This is a genomic window from Sphingomonas sp. CFBP 13714, assembly GCF_014842205.1.
Lineage (GTDB): Bacteria > Pseudomonadota > Alphaproteobacteria > Sphingomonadales > Sphingomonadaceae > Sphingomonas > Sphingomonas aerolata.
On sequence record NZ_JACYVG010000001.1, the window covers coordinates 686,932 to 705,650 of the forward strand.

Annotated in this window: 18 protein-coding genes and 1 tRNA gene; 12 read left to right on the top strand and 7 right to left on the bottom strand. The window is 70.3% G+C overall.

The genetic code is table 11. From position 1 onward, the window contains the following. Nucleotides 1-209 precede the first annotated feature (209 nt). The 6 genes from IFT54_RS03385 (at nucleotide 210) to IFT54_RS03410 (ending at nucleotide 7,914) form a co-directional block, all read left to right on the top strand. Nucleotides 210-2,486: a DUF2460 domain-containing protein gene (locus IFT54_RS03385; RefSeq protein ID WP_192069553.1), complete on the top strand. Its 2,277-nt coding sequence runs from the start codon at nucleotides 210-212 to the stop codon at nucleotides 2,484-2,486. Between the two features lie 240 nt (nucleotides 2,487-2,726). Further along, on the top strand, nucleotides 2,727-3,560 hold the full coding sequence (locus IFT54_RS03390) for a DUF2163 domain-containing protein (RefSeq protein WP_192069706.1): 834 nt from the start codon (nucleotides 2,727-2,729) through the stop codon (nucleotides 3,558-3,560). Beyond that, nucleotides 3,557-3,982, top strand: a complete 426-nt coding sequence (locus tag IFT54_RS03395) for a peptidoglycan endopeptidase (RefSeq protein WP_159512221.1) — start codon at nucleotides 3,557-3,559, stop codon at nucleotides 3,980-3,982. The genes IFT54_RS03390 and IFT54_RS03395 overlap by 4 nt, the downstream gene beginning before the upstream one ends. Then, the gene (locus IFT54_RS03400) at nucleotides 3,970-6,150 is read left to right on the top strand and encodes a phage tail protein (RefSeq protein WP_192069554.1); all 2,181 of its coding nucleotides are present in this window, start codon (nucleotides 3,970-3,972) and stop codon (nucleotides 6,148-6,150) included. The genes IFT54_RS03395 and IFT54_RS03400 overlap by 13 nt, the downstream gene beginning before the upstream one ends. Nucleotides 6,151-6,167: 17 nt before the next feature. Further along, nucleotides 6,168-6,671: a DUF2793 domain-containing protein gene (locus IFT54_RS03405; RefSeq protein WP_192069555.1), complete on the top strand. Its 504-nt coding sequence runs from the start codon at nucleotides 6,168-6,170 to the stop codon at nucleotides 6,669-6,671. A gap of 118 nt (nucleotides 6,672-6,789) precedes the next feature. After that, nucleotides 6,790-7,914 carry an OmpA family protein gene (locus IFT54_RS03410; RefSeq protein ID WP_031396246.1) on the top strand — a complete coding sequence of 375 codons (1,125 nt, stop codon included), beginning with the start codon at nucleotides 6,790-6,792 and terminating at the stop codon, nucleotides 7,912-7,914. A 542-nt stretch (nucleotides 7,915-8,456) separates the two neighbouring features. Here IFT54_RS03410 and ygfZ read toward each other — a convergent pair. After that, complete coding sequence (gene ygfZ / locus IFT54_RS03415) at nucleotides 8,457-9,209, bottom strand: CAF17-like 4Fe-4S cluster assembly/insertion protein YgfZ (RefSeq protein WP_192069556.1); 753 nt, start codon at nucleotides 9,207-9,209, stop codon at nucleotides 8,457-8,459. Between the two features lie 82 nt (nucleotides 9,210-9,291). Here ygfZ and pyrC point away from each other — a divergent pair, with 82 nt between their 5' ends. Next, complete coding sequence (pyrC, locus tag IFT54_RS03420) at nucleotides 9,292-10,326, top strand: dihydroorotase (protein WP_037532401.1); 1,035 nt, start codon at nucleotides 9,292-9,294, stop codon at nucleotides 10,324-10,326. Nucleotides 10,327-10,437: 111 nt separating this feature from the next. On the opposite strand, the gene IFT54_RS03425 is transcribed toward pyrC, so the two are convergent. Together IFT54_RS03425 and IFT54_RS03430 are read right to left on the bottom strand one after the other, a co-directional pair. Further along, nucleotides 10,438-10,788 (bottom strand): hypothetical protein, encoded by a 351-nt coding sequence (locus IFT54_RS03425; protein ID WP_056673819.1) that lies wholly within the window; start codon nucleotides 10,786-10,788, stop codon nucleotides 10,438-10,440. A 163-nt stretch (nucleotides 10,789-10,951) separates the two neighbouring features. Further along, nucleotides 10,952-11,701 carry a DUF1134 domain-containing protein gene (locus IFT54_RS03430; RefSeq protein WP_056407073.1) on the bottom strand — a complete coding sequence of 250 codons (750 nt, stop codon included), beginning with the start codon at nucleotides 11,699-11,701 and terminating at the stop codon, nucleotides 10,952-10,954. 162 nt (nucleotides 11,702-11,863) lie between these two features. Between IFT54_RS03430 and IFT54_RS03435 the strand changes: the two genes are divergently transcribed. Together IFT54_RS03435 and IFT54_RS03440 are read left to right on the top strand one after the other, a co-directional pair. After that, nucleotides 11,864-11,956, top strand: a tRNA-Ser gene (locus IFT54_RS03435). A gap of 209 nt (nucleotides 11,957-12,165) precedes the next feature. Then, the gene (locus IFT54_RS03440) at nucleotides 12,166-12,435 is read left to right on the top strand and encodes a hypothetical protein (RefSeq protein WP_166746342.1); all 270 of its coding nucleotides are present in this window, start codon (nucleotides 12,166-12,168) and stop codon (nucleotides 12,433-12,435) included. Nucleotides 12,436-12,582: 147 nt separating this feature from the next. Here IFT54_RS03440 and IFT54_RS03445 read toward each other — a convergent pair whose 3' ends face one another. The 3 genes from IFT54_RS03445 to IFT54_RS03455 are packed head-to-tail and all read right to left on the bottom strand — an operon-like array spanning nucleotide 12,583 to nucleotide 14,644. Continuing rightward, nucleotides 12,583-13,338: a sterol desaturase family protein gene (locus IFT54_RS03445; RefSeq protein WP_031393428.1), complete on the bottom strand. Its 756-nt coding sequence runs from the start codon at nucleotides 13,336-13,338 to the stop codon at nucleotides 12,583-12,585. Next, complete coding sequence (locus IFT54_RS03450) at nucleotides 13,335-14,120, bottom strand: fatty acid desaturase (RefSeq protein ID WP_342354756.1); 786 nt, start codon at nucleotides 14,118-14,120, stop codon at nucleotides 13,335-13,337. The genes IFT54_RS03445 and IFT54_RS03450 overlap by 4 nt, the downstream gene beginning before the upstream one ends. After that, nucleotides 14,117-14,644 carry a sterol desaturase family protein gene (locus IFT54_RS03455; protein WP_037532513.1) on the bottom strand — a complete coding sequence of 176 codons (528 nt, stop codon included), beginning with the start codon at nucleotides 14,642-14,644 and terminating at the stop codon, nucleotides 14,117-14,119. Before IFT54_RS03455 ends, IFT54_RS03450 begins: the two co-directional genes overlap by 4 nt. Nucleotides 14,645-14,858: 214 nt before the next feature. On the opposite strand from IFT54_RS03455, the gene IFT54_RS03460 reads away from it, so the two are divergent. Then, nucleotides 14,859-15,785 carry a phosphatase PAP2 family protein gene (locus tag IFT54_RS03460; RefSeq protein WP_192069557.1) on the top strand — a complete coding sequence of 309 codons (927 nt, stop codon included), beginning with the start codon at nucleotides 14,859-14,861 and terminating at the stop codon, nucleotides 15,783-15,785. On the opposite strand, the gene IFT54_RS03465 is transcribed toward IFT54_RS03460, so the two are convergent. Then, nucleotides 15,733-17,040 carry a glycosyltransferase gene (locus tag IFT54_RS03465; protein WP_244648491.1) on the bottom strand — a complete coding sequence of 436 codons (1,308 nt, stop codon included), beginning with the start codon at nucleotides 17,038-17,040 and terminating at the stop codon, nucleotides 15,733-15,735. The genes IFT54_RS03460 and IFT54_RS03465 overlap by 53 nt on opposite strands. A 269-nt stretch (nucleotides 17,041-17,309) precedes the next feature. Between IFT54_RS03465 and IFT54_RS03470 the strand changes: the two genes are divergently transcribed. Next, on the top strand, nucleotides 17,310-17,825 hold the full coding sequence (locus IFT54_RS03470) for an RNA polymerase sigma factor (RefSeq protein ID WP_183936912.1): 516 nt from the start codon (nucleotides 17,310-17,312) through the stop codon (nucleotides 17,823-17,825). After that, on the top strand, nucleotides 17,822-18,712 hold the full coding sequence (locus tag IFT54_RS03475; RefSeq protein ID WP_192069559.1) for a FecR domain-containing protein: 891 nt from the start codon (nucleotides 17,822-17,824) through the stop codon (nucleotides 18,710-18,712). Before IFT54_RS03470 ends, IFT54_RS03475 begins: the two co-directional genes overlap by 4 nt. Nucleotides 18,713-18,719: the final 7 nt, after the last annotated feature.

Genomic DNA, 18,719 nt, shown 5'->3' on the forward strand with positions numbered 1-18,719 from the left:
TCGCGAGCCTCACGTGCCCTCACCCTCCCACGCGCAAGAGCGCGCAGGCCCCTCCCTCTCCCCCGAGGGGAGAGGGGTTTTGGTGCCCCCTCTCCCCTTGGGGGAGAGGGGAGGAGGAGCGGTTACGCGACGGGGGGGTGAGGGGTGGTTGGGCGGGGGCGCTGGCCTCAAGGCCCCTCACCCTCCCCCCTTCGAATTGGAGATGGTTCATGGCGCAGTGGGTGTGTTCGGGGCGGGCGGGGCAGGTCGAGGGGACGGTGTCGCGGTTTGATCCGCGGTTCTGGACGGTGGATTTTCCGCGGCCGATGATGGCGTCCGTCGTGACCACGGGGCCGGATGCGCTGCGCGTGGATGCGGTGTTCTACAGGGCGGATGATCTGGCGGGGCTGATCTGGGCGGCGGAGGATCGGTATGATCATCCGTTGCTGCGGTACGAGACCGCGCGGGATTTTCGGGGGTGTCGGCTGCGGTTCCGGTGGCGGTCGGGGGGTGTGATGCCGCTCGATGCGATCAATGGCCCGACGCTGACGATCGAGGGGCGTGATGCCGCGGGGGTCGCGCGGGCCTGGTATGTGCGGTTGTGGAATTATGCGGTGGGGACGCCGGAGGATGCGCTGGTGTCGCTCGATTTCGCGGCGCTGGTCGGCGGGTTCGACCTGCCCGAGGACAGCGATCCCGTCTGGGCGGGGGATATCGACCGGATGTTCGTGTCGCTGGTGCCGCCCGACTATCGCGGCGTCGACGCGCCGCTGGCGGGGATGCGCGAGGGCTGGGTCGAGCTGACCGAGATGGCGTGCGAGGGGCCGGGATCGGTGCTCGCGATCGGCGAGGCGGTGGTGCCCGAGCATGGGCTGCGGATCGCGAGCGGCTATGACGACAGCTACAACCTGACGCCGGCGCGGCTGCTGCGCAACGCGCTCCACCTGGGGTATCGGGGGAGCATCGTCCATTATGTGGGCATGAGCCATTATTTCCGGCTCGAGGCGGCGGGCGGTGGATTCTACGTGTCGCTGGCGGGGGGCGTGCTGAACGCGGCGTGCGCAGCGTGGCACCGGGATTTCGCGGGGCGCGCGAAGGCACTGGGCTACGGCGTGATCTGGTCGCTGAGCTACGAGCTGTTCGACGCGCATTGCTGGAACGACTGGAAACAGCGCGCGGCGGACGGCGCGCCTGCGCTGACCGGGTGGGAGCCGCCGTCTACGCTGCTGTCGCCGGCGCATGGCGGGGCGATGGCGTATCTGCAGGCGGTGGCGCGCGCGTTTGTCGGGCTCGCGGTGGCGGCGGGGTTGCCGGCGCAGTTCCAGGTCGGTGAGCCCTGGTGGTGGGTGATGCCCGACGGGCGGCCGTGCCTCTATGATGCGAGCGCGGTCGCGACATTCGCGCCGGTCGCGATGGCGAGCATCCGCGGGGCCAAGAGCGCAGACCAGATCGCGTCACTGGAGGCGGCGGGGGCGTGTCTGGCGGCGTCGACTGCGGCCCTGGTCGCGGCGGTAAGGGGGGAAGCGGGCGGGTGCGTGACGCATCTGCTGACCTATCTGCCGACGGTGCTCGATGCGGGGGCGCCCGAGGCGAAGCGTGCGAACATGCCGGTCGGCTGGGCGTCGCCGGCGTTCGATGTGCTGCAGCTGGAGGATTATGACTGGGTGACCGCGGGCGATGTCGCGTCGTCGGCGGATGCGGTCGCGTTGGTCGAGGGCCGGCTGGGCTATCCGGCCGCGCGGCAACACTATCTGTCGGGGTTCGTGACCGTGCCCGAGCGCGCAGGCGACTGGGCGCGGATCGAGGCGGCGGCGGTGGCGGCGCGCGCGCGCGGCGTCGGCGAGACGTTCGTCTGGGCGCTGCCGCAGGTGATGCGCGACGGGTTCGTGCATTTCGAGACCGAAGAGGGGGATGGTGCCGTGGACGCGCATGACGACGTGCTGTTTCCGCTCGCGCTGGGGCGCGAGGCGGAGGTGATACCGGGATTTTCGACCGCGATCCTGACCAGCGCGGGGGGCGCGGAGCAGCGCAACGCGGCCTGGGCGGAGGCGCGGACCAGCTATGACGTCGGGCCGGGGCTGCGGAGCGAGGCGGATATCGGTGTGCTGCTCGCGTTCTTCCGCGCGCGGATGGGGCCGGCGCGCAGCTTCCGGTTGCGCGATCCGTTCGATGCCGAGGCGGTCGGGGAGGTGCTGGGGGTCGGCGACGGGATCGCGCGGCGGTTCGCGCTGGTGAAGCACTATGACGCGGCGACGCGGCGGATCACGCGGCCGGTGGCGGGGAGCGTGTCGGTCGCGGTCGACGGCGTTGCGACGTCGGGTTTCTCGGTGGTGGCCGGGGGGTGGGTGGTGCTCGACGCGGCGCCGGCGGCGGGTGCGGTGGTGAGCGCGGGGTTCGCGTTCGACGTGCCGGTGCGGTTTGCCGAGGACCGGCTGAGCGTGGCGCGGGCGACGTTTCTGGCGGGGGTGGCGGCTTCGGTGCCTCTGGTGGAGGTGCGGGAGGGGTAGGCTTCACGCCGTTCGTGCTGAGCGTCGTCGAAGCACTTTTGGCGGGCGGGCCCTTCGACTTCGCTCAGGGCGAACGGGGGGTGGGCGGGGCGTTGGGCGTCGGGCCCGAGCCTCACGTGCCCTCACCCTCCCACGCTTCGCGCGGGCCCCTCCCTCTCCCCCAAGGGGAGAGGGGTTTTTGCGTTCGTCGTCCTGACGGAAGTCAGGATCCAGGGCCAGGCAATGGGGGAGTGGTGGATGATGGCGGATGTTGGGGTGACGACGGTGGCGTTGTGCTGGCGGGTGGAGCGGCGGGATGGGGTGGCGGTGGGGTTGACGGGGCATGACCGGGATCTGCTGGTCGACGGGTTGGTCCACCGCGCGGCGCCGGGGATGACGCCGTCGGGAATCGCGCGGTCTGGGGTGCTCGAGCCGGGGGCGGAGGCGGATACGATGGATGTGGCGGGCGCGCTGAGTTCGGCGGCGATCGGCGAGCGCGACCTGCTGAGCGGGCGGTGGGACGGCGCGCGGGTGCGCGTGTTCGCGGTCGACTGGACCGATCCGCGCGACCCGCTGACGCTGGGCGAGGGGGTGATCGGCGCGGTCGAGCTGGGCGAGGACGGGTTCACCGCCGAGCTGCGCGGCGCGAGCACGGCGTTCGACCGGCCGGTGGTCGAGGAGACGTCGCCCGAATGTCGCGCGACGCTGGGCGACCGGCGGTGCCGCGTGGCGATGGCGGCGCGGCGGCGGTTCGCGCGGGTGACCGCGTGCGAGGGGGCGGTCGTGACGCTCGACCTGGCGGCGGCCGGGGATGGCGATGTCTATGCGGGCGGGCTGCTGCGGTGGTTCGGGGGGGCGAACAGCGGGCTGGAGAGCGCGGTCGCGGCGTCCGACGCCGGGCCGGCGGGGACCACCCGCGTGACGCTGGCGCGGGCGCCGGTGCTGGCGGTGGCGCCGGGCGTGCTCGTCGAGCTGAGCGAGGGGTGCGACAGGAGTCTGGCGACCTGTGCCGCGCGGTTCGGCAATGCGGTGAATTTTCGCGGCGAGCCCTATCTGCCGGGGATCGACCTGCTGACGCGGTATCCCGGGGCATGAGCGGCGGGAACGTCGAGGCGGCGGCGCTGGCGGCGGTGGGGAGCCGGTTCCGGGTGCATGGCCGGGTGGCGGCGACGGGGCTCGACTGTGTCGGGCTGGTTGCGCTGGCGCTGAAGGCGGGCGGGTGCGGGGTCGCGGTGCCGACCGGCTATGCGCTGCGGGGCGGCGATCCGGTGCGGGTGGCGGCGTGGCTCGATCGCGTGCTGGTGAGGGTGGACGCGGCAAGCCCGGGCGACGTGCTGATGCTGCGGACGGGGCCGGGGCAGCTGCATTTCGCGGTCAGGACGACGCGGGGACTTGTCCATGCCGATGCCGCACTGCGCCGCGTGGTCGAGCGGCCGGGGCCGGTCGAGGCGCCCGTGCTGGGCTGCTGGCGGATCGGCGAAGGCAACAGCGGGGAGGTGGGGCCGTGGCGACATTGATCTTGAACGCGGTCGGGCGGGTGATCGGCCGGCCGCTGGGCGGGAGCACGCTGGGCGGGACGATCGGCGCGCTGGTCGGGCGGACGATCGACGGCACGCTGTTGCGCCCGGCGCGGCGCGAGGGGCCGCGGCTGACCGAGCTGGCGGTGCAGACCTCGAGCTATGGCAGCCAGGTGCCCAAGCTGTTCGGGACGATGCGCGTCGCGGGGACGGTGATCTGGGCGACCGACCTGATCGAGAGCCGGGCGACGAGCGGCGGCGGCAAGGGGCAGCCGAGCGTGTCGACCTATAGCTACGCCGCGTCGTTCGCGGTGCTGCTGTCGGCGCGGCCGGTGCTGGGGATCGGGCGGATCTGGGCGGAGGGGAAGTTGCTGCGCGGCGCGGGCGGCGACTTCAAGACCGCGACCGGGTTCCGGCTGCACACCGGCGGCGAGGACCAGGCGGTCGATCCGCTGATCGCGGCGGCGGAGGGCGGCGCGATGACGCCCGCGCATCGCGGCTGCGCCTATGCCGTGTTCGAGGGGATGGCGCTGGCCGATTACGGCAACCGGATCCCGTCGCTGACCTTCGAGGTGATCGCCGATCCGGGGCCGGTGCCGGTCGCGGCGATCGCGCAAGACGTGTCGGACGGGGGCGTGTCGGGGGCGGTGGCGCTGGCGCTCGACGGGTTCGCGGCGGCGGGGGGGAGCGTCGGCGCGGTGCTGGCGGCGCTGGCCGAGGCGAGCGGAGCGTGGTTCGTGTCCGCGGGGGACGGCGATGCGCTGGTGATGCGCGATGCGGCGGGGCCGGTCGCGGGCGTTGCGGATGCGGGGGTGGTCGAGGGCCAGGGGGAAGCGGGCTCGCGGCGGACGCGCACGGTGGCGGCGATCGAGACGGTGCCGCGGACGATGACGCTGGGCTATTATGATGCCGCGCGCGATTACCAGGCGGGGCTGCAGCGGGTGGTGCGGCCGGGCGCGGGGGTGCGCGACGCGCGGGTCGATGTGGCGGCGGTGATTGATGCCGGGACCGCCAAGACGATCGCGACCGGACTGCTCGCGCGCGCCGAGACTGCGCGGGTGCGGCGGACGGTGCGGCTGGGGCTGTCGGGGCTGGCGCTGCTGCCCGGCGGCTGTGTCGAGATTACGGGAGAACCGGGCGTCTGGCGGATCGTCGAGACGCGGGTCGAGGCGATGGTGACGAGCCTGGTGCTGACCCCGCTCACGCCCGCGCCGCTGCCGGTGCGCGGCAGCAGCGGGCGGATCGTCGGTGCGGCGGATGCGCTGATCGGCACGACGCGGCTCGCCGCGTTCGAGACGCCGGGGCTCGAGGATGCGCCGCTCGCCGCGCCGCGGCTGTCGGTGGCGGCGACGGGGACCGGCGCGGGGTGGCGGCATGCGGCGCTGCTCTATTCGCTCGACGACGGCGCGAGCTGGATCGCGGCGGGGGCGAGTGCGGCGCCGGCGACGATCGGGACGATCGCGGTCGTCGCTGGGACGGCGCCGGCGACGCTGACCGACCGGGCGGGCGCGTTCGAGGTGGTGCTGGTGCGCGGCGACCTGGCGCTCACGGACGCGGATGCGGCGGCGCTCGATGCGGGGGGCAATCTGGCGATGGCGGGGGGCGAGCTGATCCAGTTCGGCCGCGCGGCGCCGCTCGGCGGCGGGCGGTGGCGGCTGACGCAGTTGCTGCGCGGGCGGCGCGGGACCGAGGCGGCGATCGGCACGCAGGCGCCGGGCGACGGCTTCGTGCTGATCAGCGCGGATTCGGTGCGGACGATCGACCTGCCGGTCGCGGCGATCGGCGGGACGGTGCGGGTGATGGCGTCGGGGGTGGGCGATGCGGTGCCGGTCGAGACCCGGCTCGTGCTGGCGGGCGCGTCGGTGCTGCCGCCGTCGCCGGTCGGGCTGCGTGCGACGATCACGGCGGATGGCGGCGCGACGCTCGGCTGGACGCGGCGGAGCCGGGCGGGGTGGCGCTGGATCGATGGCGGTGACGTGCCGCTGGGCGAGGGCGGCGAAGCCTATGCGGTGACGGTTCTGACCGGCGCGGGGGTGACGCGCCTCGTCGAGACGACCGCGCCGGTGGCGACGCTGTCCGCGGCGGAGCGCGTAGCGGGCGCGGTGCGGGTCGAGGTGCGCCAGCGCGGCGACTTCGGCGTGTCGCTGCCCGCGATACTGATGGTGTGACGAGGGGGAGAGTGGCGATGACGGACGAGACGAGCGTGCGGACGGGGTTGCCGCTGCTGCAGCCGGGGCAGGCGCAGAAGGAGATGGTGCATAACGAGGCGCTCGCGCTGATCGACCTGCTGCTCCAGCCGAGCGTTGTCACGGTCGGGCTGAACGTGCCGCCGGCCACGCCCGCGCCCGGCGCGTGCTGGATCGTCGGGGCCGCGCCGACCGGGGACTGGGGGGGCCATGCACAGGCGCTGGCGGGCTGGACGACGGGGGGCTGGCGGTTCGCCGCACCGCGTGCCGGCATGACGGTGTGGCGCGAGGATCTGGCGACGCTGATCCGGCATGACGGGACGGGCTGGGCAGCCGCCGATATCACCGGCGGGCGAGTCGTGATCGGCGGTAACCAGGTGGTCGGCGCGCAAGGCGCGGCAATTGCCGATCCGGTCGGTGGCGCCGTGGTCGATACGTCCGCCCGGGCTACACTTTCCGCCGTTCTGGTGCTATTGAGGAGCCACGGATTGATCGCCGCCTAAACACTCTAAAAACTGTGGCGTTCCAGCAACACCTCGAACTTTTGTGCGCTTGCGTGGAAACAAGCCGAAGGATAGGGAGTTTGCGATGTCCGTGTGACACTCATGAAAGGGGATTTATATGCGGAAGCTTGCCGTCGTTCTGGCACTCGCCTCCACCGCACTCGCCACTCCTGCCCTCGCCCGCGACAAGTCGTGGTACGTTGGCATCGAAGGCGGTGCGATGATCGTTGAAGACATCGATTACGACATCGGTGCTCTGAACAATGCCGGTTCGGTCGACCATGACTATGGTTATGACGTCGACGCAGTCATGGGCTACGATTTCGGTGGCTTCCGCCTCGAAACCGAAGTCGGTTACCGCAAGGCTACTGTGGACGGCTATTCGTCGACCACGACCACGCCAGCTTTCACGGGTGCAGGCGCACTCGTCAACGCACCGGCCAACAACTATGACTATGCTGGCGGTTCTTCGTCGGCACTCAGCTTCATGCTGAACGGCCTGCTGGACTTCGGTCCGGATGACGGCATCCAGGGCTTTGTCGGCGGTGGTGTCGGTGTTGCTCGCGTCAAGGCGAACTACGCCCTCAACAACAACGGTTCGTTCCTGAACGATTCGGACACCGTGTTCGCCTATCAGGGCCTCGCCGGTATCCGTGCACCGCTGACCGACCACATCGACGCGACGCTGAAGTATCGTTTCTTCAACGCCGAGAACGTCAAGCTGGTCGACAACACCAACCGCCTGTTCGACGGTCGTTACCGTTCGCACAGCATCCTTGGTGGTGTGACGTACAACTTCGGCGCCCCTGCCGAGCCGATGGCACCTCCTCCCCCGCCGCCGGCACCCGAGCCGATGGCTCCCCCGCCGCCGCCGGCGCCGGTCGAGGTCGTTTGCTCGCCTGGTCCGTTCATCGTGTTCTTCGAGTGGGACAAGTCGGACATCACGCCTGAGGCTGCGTCGATCCTCGACAACGCCGTCACGCAGTACCAGTCGTGCGGCAACGCACAGGTCATGCTGGCAGGCCACGCCGATAAGTCGGGTTCGGCGTCGTACAACGTCGGTCTCTCGCAGCGTCGTGCAGACGGCGTCCGCGCCTATCTGTCGTCGCATGCGATCCCGGATGGCGTGATCTCGACCGAAGCGTTCGGTGAGAGCCGTCCGCGCGTCGACACCGCCGATGGCGTGCGCGAAGTGCAGAACCGTCGCGTGGAAGTCACCTACGGTCCGGGTTCGGGCCAGTAAGACTTTCGCCTTCCGGTCCTTTGGGATCGGATGCGGGAAAAGATCGGGGAGGTCGGCGCGAGCCGGCCTCCCTTTTCTTTTGTCTGCTGTTCTTTGGGGCGGGAAGAAGTTTGGTTCGCGCGGAGGCGCGGAGGCGCGGAGCCTTTGGGGGGGACGGCGTGGGGGATGCGGCGGGGCTGTTATTGCGCTGCGCGCGGCGTTGCTTTCGTGCGTGCGTCGGGACCCGGAGCCGAGCGTCACCTCCCCCTCTCGTCATCCTGACGAAAGTCAGGACCCAGAGCCCAGCAGCGACGGCGCTCGTGACCCTGGATCCTGACTTTCGTCAGGATGACGGGGTTGAGGTTGGGTGTTTCGATCTGGCTAGGCGGTGGATGGTCGCGTTGCCCTTGTCGTAAGCACGTAAGTACCTGGAGCGCGGCATCATCACCCTCTTCTCGTCATCCTGACGAACGTCAGGATCCAGAGCCAGGCAGCGCCAGCGTTCGTGACCATGGGTCCTGACGTTCGTCAGGACGACGGGTGTGGGGGGAGGGCGGTTTGCCTCAGGCGGTGGGGTCGTCTTCCGCCAGCGCCGGCGCGAGCCAGGTCGGGATGAGGGCGTCACCTAAGGCGTCGGTGCGGCGGTGGTCGATCATCAGGGCGCGGTCGGGATAGGTGACGCGGGTGCGGCTGCTCGGTTCGGTGAAGGGGGCGACGACGAGGCGGCGGTTGACCTTCGAACGGTGGTGCATCCGCGCGGTGTTCTCCTGGCCGACATAGCAGCCCTTGGTGAAGCTGACGCCGTTCAGCTCGTGCGCATTGCATTCGAGCCAGAGCGTCTCGCCATTGCCGAGCTCGGCGACGCCTTCGGTCACGCCGAGCGACAGCCGGTGCGCGTGCCAGGCGGGCGACGCATCGCCTGCCGCTGCGTTCGCGGGGGCGAGCCAGCGATGGCCGAGCGCGGGAAGCCGCGGGTCGGGGCTGCCCTCAGTCCCCGTCGGCGACCAGTGGACGTGGAGCGGATCGGGCGCGATCGTGATCGCGCGGCGCAGGCGGTAGAGCGTCAGCCGCTTCGCCAGCGCCTCGGCCTGCGAGGCCTCGACATCGACGAGCACGTCGGCCCCGTCCGCCCAGAGGATGAAGTCGAACAGCACCTTGCCCTGCGGCGACAGCAAAGCGGCCCAGGCGGGCGCGCCGGGCGCGAGCAACGCGGTGTCGGCGGTCACCAGCCCCTGCAGGAAGCCGCGGACGTCCTCGCCCGCGATGCGCAGCACCGCGCGGTCGGCGAGAAGGGTTGCGCTGTCGGTCTGGGTCATCTCCTTCACCTAGTGCGCGCCCGGCGATTTCCAAGGCGCGCAACCGTCTGGCGTCGCCCGGCGCGCGTCGGTAGGAGGGCGCATGACCGACAGCATCACGATCCGCCGCCCCGACGACTGGCATCTCCATCTGCGCGACGGCGCGATGCTGGACGCGGTCGCGCCGCACAGCGCGCGGCAGTTCGCGCGCGCGATCATCATGCCCAACCTTACCCCGCCGGTGACGACGATCGCCGCCGCACGCGCCTATCGCGAGCGGATCCTCGCCGCGGTCGGCGGTGCCGATTTCACGCCGCTGATGACCTGCTATCTGACCGACGGCACCGATCCGGCGGAGATCGAGCGCGGCCATGCCGAGGGCGTGTTCACCGCGTGCAAGCTCTACCCTGCGCATGCGACGACCAATTCGGCGCACGGCGTCACCGATATCCGCGCGCTGACCGGCGTGCTCGAGACGCTGCAGCGGATCGGCATGCCGCTGCTGATCCACGGCGAGGTGACCGACAAGTCGATCGACATCTTCGACCGCGAGGCGGTGTTCGTCGAACGGACGCTCGCGCCGCTGACGCGCGACTATCCGGGGCTGAAGATCGTGCTCGAGCACATCACCACCGCCGAGGCCGCGGCGTTCGTGACCGAGGCGGACCATCCGATCGCCGCGACGATTACCCCGCAGCATCTGCTGATCAACCGCAACGCGCTGTTCGACGGCGGGCTTCGGCCGCACGCCTATTGCCTGCCCGTGCTCAAGCGCGAGACCCACCGGCTCGCGGTGCGGAAGGCCGCGGTGTCGGGATCCCCGCGCTTCTTCCTCGGTACCGACAGCGCGCCGCATGTCGTGGGCGCGAAGGAATCGGGCTGCGGCTGTGCGGGGATCTTCAACGCGCCGTTCGCGCTCGAGGCGTATCTCGGCGTGTTCGACGCGGAGGGCGCGATCGACCGGTTCGAGGGGTTCGCGTCCGAACATGGCGCGCGGTTCTATGGGTTGCCGCTGAACGAGGGCACGGTGACGCTGGTGCGCGAGAGCGTGATCGTGCCCGAGCGGGTCGGCGAGGGGGATACGTCGGTCGTGCCGTTCCTCGCTGGGACCGATGCCGGGTGGCGGTTCGCGGGCTAAGGCGCGCCGTCCGTTTCTCCCGTCATCCTGACGAACGTCAGGACCCAGAGCCAAGCAGCGACAGCGTTCGTGACCCTGGGTCCTGACGTTCGTCAGGATGACGGTCGGGGGTCAGTTCGCCGGATCCTCCTGGGCGAGTCGGTCGAGCCAGAGCCGCGCCTCCTTCTGTTCGCCGGGTGCACTCGCGCTGACCGGCCCGCGTGCGGCGAAGAAGTCGCGGTGGAGCGCGAAAGGGTCGAGCATCAGCCGGTCGCGCATCGCGTCGATCTCGGTGCCCATTTCACGCAGCGCGGCGATCGTCGGGGCGATCGCGGTGCGGACGCGGCGGTCGCTGCTGCGGTCGAACAGCCCGAGCGCGCCGTTCGCGGTCTTCTCCAGCGCGGCGATCAGCGTCGCGCGATAGTCGGTTTCGAGGTCCTCGCGCTGGGCGTCGAGACGGGCGAGGCGGTCGGGTTTGGCCATGGCGGGGGTGGTAGGGGATTGTGGGGGTGGGCGCTACCGGGGGCTGGTGTCCCGCGGGGGTGGCGCCGCGCCGCGGGCAAAGTCCGCGTCGTCGGACGGCGCTACGCGCCGCCGGCCGGGCTTGCGCGAGTCGAGCGGGCGTTGCCGCTCGCCGCGCTTCGCCTTAAAACGGCAGCCACCTGCTCTTGTGGGTGATGTTCATGTACCCGACGTTCACCCCCGCGCGCCAGCCGACGCCGAGCCGGATCGGGATCAGCACGACGTTGCCGCGCCGCAGATAGGTCGCGGCGAATCCGCCGACGAGGTAGAGCCGGCCCTCGACCGCGGGGAAGCGCTTGTAGAGCTCCTCGGTGTCGTAGAGGTTGTAGACCAGCACGAAGACCTTGTTCGCGTCGCCGCCGACGTCGAAGCCGACCGACGGCCCGGTCCAGTAGACCGGCTTCTCGCCCTCGACCTTGTGGTTCATCAGCCCCGAGCCGTAGCGCACGCCGAGGATGAACGCGCCCGACGCCTCGCGCCCGGCGATATAGGCATTGGGCTGGCCCTGGTCCTTGAGGATGTTCTCGAGGATGCCGCCGAGCCCGGCCGCGCCCTTGCCGAACACGCCCTCGCCCGCGGCGAGCAGGTCGTCGCGTTCATAGGTGTCGGCGGCGCTCATCGTCGCCTCCGCGCGCGTCGTCGCACCGGGGCCCGGCGCGGGCGGGGGCGGCGCGGCGGGCTGGACCGGCTCGACCGGCGCGGGCTCGGGATAGCGCTGGTCGGGGACCTGCTGCCCGCGCGATGGGGTGGTGCTGGTCTGGGGCGCGAGATCCCCGTCGATCGCCTGGTTGGGATCGATCGTGCGGACCTGTGCGGGCGCGCTGCTCGCGATCGACGCTGCGAAGGCGCCGAGGCCAAGCCAGAAACTGCGCATGATGCTATCTTCCCCAATGCCGAGTGCGCGTGAGTTAACAAACCCCCGCCTGACCCCGCAATGAATGAAACGGCGGGAAGAGTCGAATTCGCGTCCGGTACCCGCGTAACGACGGTTGCCCCCGCCGCAGACCCTCGCTATAGCCCCGCATCTGCTGCAGCCGGAGACGTGGGTGAGTGGCTGAAACCAGCGGTTTGCTAAACCGCCGTACCGGGTTTACTGGTACCGAGGGTTCGAATCCCTCCGTCTCCGCCATTTCCCCCACCGGCAGCGTCATCGGTGGTGTGCCCTCCATCGTCGCGTGACGACGCAGGATAGCGGGCCGCTTCCGCGGTGCACCAAGCGCGACGTTCGACGTCCGCCCCTCTTCGATCATCGCTGCGCTTCGATATCCCACCTAACGGATCGGCGTTGAATATCGGCTGTTGTCGTGTATGCGTGTGGCACCACTAAGAGGGTTGATCATGAAGAAGATTTTCGCTGTCGCCGTCGCTGCCGGCCTGTTCTCGCTCGCAGCTTGCAACACCAGCCCGCGCGAGCAGGCAGCCGACAACATCGAGTCGAACACCGAGGCGGTCGCTGACAACCTCGAGGACGCTGCCGACGTCACGGGCAACGAAGCAGCCGAAGAAAGCCTCGAGAACAAGGCTGACGCGGTGCGTGCGACCGGCCAGAACCAGGCTGAAGACATGCGCACCAACGACGCGGATACCAATCTGTCGAACGGTATCTGAGCCACAGCGCTCAGGGGCGCGGGCCAAGCTGCCTGCGACCCCGAGCGACGTGCAGAAAAGGGCATCCGGGGCGACCCGGATGCCCTTTTTGCGTTCGGGGACTGTGAGCCGGGCGCCGCTGGCGACGCCTATCGCGCAGTCGGCCGGTCAGGCCGCATCGGCCCGCCGGGCGGCGCGGGCGTGTTCGCGGGTGAAATCGCCGACGCCGCGATCGGTGTGGCACAGCCGGTCCCAGTGGCGGAAATACAGGCCGTAATTGCAGCCATAGAGTTCGTGATGGCGCTGATGATGGCTGGCGGTGATCAGCCAGCCGCCTAAGGGGCCGCTCCACATGAAGCGCGGGAAGATCTCCCATCCCATGTGGTTGGTCACGCCCATCACCGTCATGATCGTCAGCACGACCCCCAGCCCGTAAATGTGGATCGGCACGAAGAAGACGAGCAGCGGAATGACGATGGCGCCGCTCAGCGCCTCGATCGGGTGGAACGCCATCGCCGCCCATGCCGTCGGCGGACGGCTGGCGTGATGGAGCGCGTGCGCGAGCTTGAACGGGGCGGGGCGGTGCATCCAGCGATGCGTCCAGTAGAACCAGGCATCGTGGAGGAGCAGATAGGCGAACACCGAGACCGGGAGGTACCAGAGCGGATAGGCGTGGACATCGGCATAGACCTGGGTCCAGCCGCGATGTTGCCAGCCCCAGGCGACGACGCCGGCGGGAATGCCGTAGAGCGCGGCGGAGGCGAGGCTCCAGACGATCTCGCGCCGGACCTGCGGATCGAGCCCGAGATACAGCCCCGGATGCTTGCGCGTCGTGATCCACGCGAACGCGCCCGACACGAGCAGATAGCGGACCCCGACGATGACGGTCATCGCAATGGCGGAGAGGATGATGGCAAGCGTCATGCGGGGTCCTCTACACCGCGGCGGTCGGCGGCGCGAACCGCAAGCGCACGCCGCCGCGCGGGCAGCCCCCACCACGGCGTGCCCGGCGAGAGATGATGTTCGTGATGATAGCCACCGAAGTGGAAGCAGGTCATCAGCGACAGCGCGGGTCCGATGTCGAGGCTGTGCGCGCGGTGGCTATCCGCGAAGGGCAGGTCGCGCTCGCGGTGCGGCAGCCAGGTGCCGAAGACGAACAGCTGCGCGACGGCGCCGAGCGCGGGCAGCGCCCAGAAGATCACGATGTTGCCGAGCGGCGCGCCGAGCAGCAACGTATAGACCAGCGCCACCAGCGTGATGCGGATGATCTGGCCGTGCGAATAATAGGTCTTGAAGAACTGCAGGAACCAGCGGGTCAGCCGCGGATCGCCGCCATGGAAATCGGGATCCCCGGCGCGTCCGGTCTGCTTGTGGTGGAGATGATGCTGCGGGAGCAGGGACGCATAGGACAGGCAGGCATAGAGCGAGAGACAGGTCGCGCCGATCGCCCGGTTCAGCCTTGGATGCTCGGGCGCGAGCGCACCATGCATCGAATCATGCGCGACGATGAACAGCCCGGTGGAGAGCCAGGTCTGGACGAGGACCATCAGGATCGCGATCGGCAGCGTCGCGAGGCTCCACTGCCAGAAGAATATGCCGGTGATGTGGATGGCGAGCCACGCGACCATGATCGCGGCGGACAGCGACACGCCGATCCGCATCTGGCGCTTCATCGCGTCCGACGGGTGGGCGGCGGTGATGCTCACCCGCGCTGGTCTGCCGGACTGGTGTTCGGGGTCCGCGCGGGGCGAGCGGCGCGACGCTGCGCATCGGCATTGGCGCGCAACTGCGCCTTCAGCACCGCGGGCTTGCGCGCGAACAGGAAGCCGTGGCTGACGGTGCCGTCCTTGCCCTCGACCGCGTGATGCAGGCGATGCGCCTGGAGCAGCCGCTTGAAATAGCCCTGTTTGGGCACCCAGCGGAAGCCGCCGCGCTGATGCACGAGCATGTCATGGACGAAGGCGTAGATGCCGCCATAGACGGTGATGCCGAGCGCCGCCCACCACAGCGCCGGGTACCAGAGCCCGACCACGAACAGCACGATCGGCACGATCGCGAAGACGATCGCATAAAGGTCGTTCTTCTCGAACCAGCCCTCATGCTCCTCGTGATGCGACTTGTGCCAGCCCCAGCCCCAGCCGTGCATCACATAGCGGTGCGTCGCCCAGGCGAAGCACTCCATGAACAGGACCATGCCGACGACGATCGCCAGTTTCTCGACCCAGGTCACGACGCGCTATCGGGCAAATCGGCGCTGACCAGAAGCAGTGCATTCAACATGGCGTATATATAACCGTTCGGGGCGGACGATGCGAGGGCGCGCCGCCATAAAAGCACGCGCGGCGCCGCCGCGGCAGCCTGGGGCTCGCGGTAGCATACACAGGTAAATCATACGGATGCGATCGATCGCGGCACCGCAGGGCGGGACGCTGCGTTCGACCCCGATGCCCGCTTCGAATTTCCGTGCCGACCACCGCGACACCCCGTCCTGGTTGCTGGTCGCAGCCATGATCCTCAGTTTCCTCGTCGCGCAGCAGGATGACCGCTTCACTGTCGATCCGCTGCGGGCGGTGCCGGCGATCCTGTCGCTGCTCGCGCTGGCCGGCGCGCTGGCGATCGGCCGGTATAGCGCGCGACCGCGGCTTGCCGCGGGGGCGAGAGCCTTTTTGCAGATGACGCTGTTCACGCTGTTCGGCGTGGTCCTCGCCTATGCGCTGGCTGCGAAGTCCGGCAATTTGTGGGATGCCCGGCTGGCGGCGGCGGATCGTGCGGTCGGCTTCGACTGGCCGGTCGTGCTCGCGCTGCTCGACCAGTGTCCGCCGCTGATCTGGCTGCTGGGCCTCGCCTATCACAGCCTGACGGTGCAGATGATCGTGGTCATCGTCGCGCTGAGCGGGATGGGGAAGTTCGACACGCTGCGGACGATGGTGTGCGCCGCGATCCTGTCGGGGTTCGTCACGATCCTCATCTCGGGTCTGACGCCCGCGATGGGAAACCTGTTCGACCCGGCGCGCTACGTGCATCTCTGGCCGTCGATCGCGTGGATGGAACAGGGGCTGATCTCGGGGCTGCGCGACGGATCGCTGCGCGTGCTGGATCTCACCATGCTGATGGGGATCGTCAGCTTTCCCAGCTTCCATGCGACGCTCGCCGCGATCTTCATCTGGGCGTTCGGCGCGATGCCGCGCCTTGCCGGGCCGGGCCGTGGCTGGGCGATCCTGACGATCGTCGCGACGCCGGTGTTCGGCGGTCACTACGGGGTCGATGTGCTGATGGGGCTGCTGCTCGCGCCGCCCGCGATCGTCGCGGCGCAGCGCCTCACGCAGCGCAGGCAGCCCTGTCCTCAGCCAGGTCCAGGCCTGCCGGCGTAACGGCCGCGTCGTCGCGCAGCGCCGCCTCGACGCACGCGGCCGCGTCGGCGGCGCCCCCCGCCATCGCCATCTCCGCCGCGAGCAGGCCGGCCGCGCGGCGATAGCCCGGATCAGTAAGAACATGGCGGAGCGACGGTTCGAGCCCGCCTTTGGCGGCGTCGGCGGCGGATACGATGCGCGCCGCGCCGATCCGCTTCAGCCGCGCCGCGGTCGCCGGCTGTTCGAACGCCAAGGGGACGGTGACGATCGGCACGCCCGCCGCGAGCGCGTCGAGCACGGTGTTGAAGCCGCCGTGGAGGATCGCTGCCGAACAGTGCGGCAGGATGCGCGTCTGCGACCAGAAGGCGCGGACCAGCGGGTCGCCGGGCAGCGAGGCCGCGTCGCCGTCGCTCAGGCCGCCACCATGCGCGACCACCGCGCGCGCGCCGACCGCGGCACAGGCGGCGGTCATCGCGGCGAACAGCGACCGGCGCGCGCCCTGCAACGACCCGAGCGAGCAATATATGAGCGGTCGACCGTCGCTTTCGGGGATGTCGTCCACGGGTTCGTCGAGGCGCCACGGCGCGCCATACCGGAAGCTCGGCGGCAGGGCGGTGCGCGGAAAGTCGAGCCCTGCGGGGCATTGCGCGATCTGCAGGCGGTCGGACCATTGCTGCTGCGGGTCGGGATCGAGCCCCCAAAGCTGCGCATAGGTCGTCACGATGCGGGTCACCGGGCGCATCAGCAGATCGCTGACCGCATAGCCGCCATTGTTGCGATTCCGCCCGAGCGCATCGGCCCGGTAGGCCCAGCCGAGAAAGGGCGGGGGGATCATCGGCTCGCGGAGCAGCGGCAGTCCGGTGATCGCGGTCACGAACGGCAGGCCGAGATGCCGTGCCACCAGCGCCCCCGCCGGCTCGACCGAATCCGCCACGACCGCATCGACGCCGAGCCGCGTGAGGGTGGCCGGCAGCGCCGCGAGCAGGAGCTCGGTCATCGCCGCGGTGCTGCGGATCATGCGCGGCAGTCCGACCGGCCCCGAGGGCTGGGCGAGCTTGCGATAATGTTCGGCCAGCAGGCCCTGGCGATCGGCGGGATGGTCGAGCGGCGCGAACGCGACATCGCCACGGGGCAGCATCGCCGCGACGTCGGCCATATGCACCAGCGTGACCCGGTGTCCCGCGGCGACGAGCGATGTGCCCAGCGCGACCAGAGGATTGATGTGCCCGGCGGTCGGCGGCGCGATGATGGCGATATGCCGCCCTGCAACAGTCAATTCAGGAGCTTTCCGACGCCGTCTGGTAGGGCCGCCACTATCAGCATGGATGCGACGCGCGATAGTCGCAATACGGTGATCGAGTATAACTTGGTAACGATCTACCCCTGGGATCGATCTCGCCGCATGGTCGCGCCTGCCGAGACCCGCGCGGCTGCGCGGTGTCATCCCGGCTTCACGATGGACGCATAAGACGCCCCGAATCGCAAGCGGGGGGCGTGGTGAACAGGGACGCGGGGGTTTTCAGGGGCGTCGGGGAGCACCGGCCGGTGACGCCGGCGCTGGCGATGCAATGCCCGGACGCGGCGCTGTCACGCGCGCTGCGTGCGTTCGTGCACGGGCGGCTGGGGCATCACGCAGATGGCGACGACGTCGTGCAGGAAACCTATCTGCGGCTGTTCACCTATCAGGCGAGCGCGCGGGTCGAGGACGTGAAGGCGCTCTGCTTCGCGATCGCGCGCAATCTGCTGCGCGATCATCACCGCGTCGCCCGGCGCGCCGCGCATGTCGAACTGGACGAGGCGATGGTCTGTCCGCTGCCGGCGGCGGATCGGGTGGTGGCGTTCCGCCGCGCGGTCGCGCTGATGGCGGGCGCGCTCGAACGCATGCCGCCGCTGCGCCGCGAGATATTCCTGCGCCGACGGCTGGACGGGCTCACCACCGCAGCGATCGCCGATCGGCTCGACATGAGCACCGCCGCGGTCGAGAAGCATGTCGTCCGGGCCTTTGCCGACCTTCGCACCGCGCTGGCGCGGCGGGGTTTCACGATGGAGGCGGGGGCGTGACCGCGGGCAGCAGCAGCAGCAGCAGCAGCGGGGGCGGGGGCGCGGCCGTGACCGATGCCGCGCTGACCGATGCGCTGCGGACTGCCGCCCTGCACTGTGGCCGGCTGTCGGACGAGCAGGTCCGCGCGCTCAGGCGGCGGCGGCGGTCCGTCGTCGTCGCGGCCACGACCGCGCCGGTCGTCGCCGTACTGCTCGCCCTCGGCCTCCGCATGGCCCCGCCGCCCGCCGCGGTGGCACCGTCGCCGCAGCTGTTCGCGACGCGGGCCGGCGAGCGCGCGACCGCGACGCTGGCGGACGGCACCACCGTCCGGCTGAACGGTGCGACGCGACTGCAGGTCGTCTACACGACCGCCGGGCGCAGTGCCCGGCTGCTGGCGGGCCAGGCGTTCTTCGACGTGCGCCACGATGCCGCGCGCCCCTTCGTCGTGCGTGCGGGGGCCAGCCGGACGCGCGTGCTCGGCACCGCGTTCGACCTGGATCTGACGCGGCGGCAGGTCGCGCTGGCGGTCTATCGCGGCGCGGTCGGGTTCGACCCGCTCGACCCCGCGTCAGCAGGCGCGCGGCGCGGCGTCGTGGTCCGCGCGGGCTATCGCAGCAGCATCCGCGGCGGCGTGACGGCGGTACCCGAGCGCTTCGATCCGGGGCTGCCCGACTGGCGTCAGGGCTGGATCGACACCGCGGGCATGCGGCTTGACGATCTGGTCGAGATCCTCGACCGGCAGGGCGGCGTCCGGATCGCGCGCCCTGCCGAGCCGCTCGCTTCGACGACGGTGTTCGGCCGTTTCCGGACCGATCATCCACGCCAGCTCCTGGCGGCGATCGGCGGCGGGTTCGGGTTCGCGGTGGTCGAGCGGGACGGGGGGCTCGCGCTCGAAACCGCGCGCTGAAAAAAAT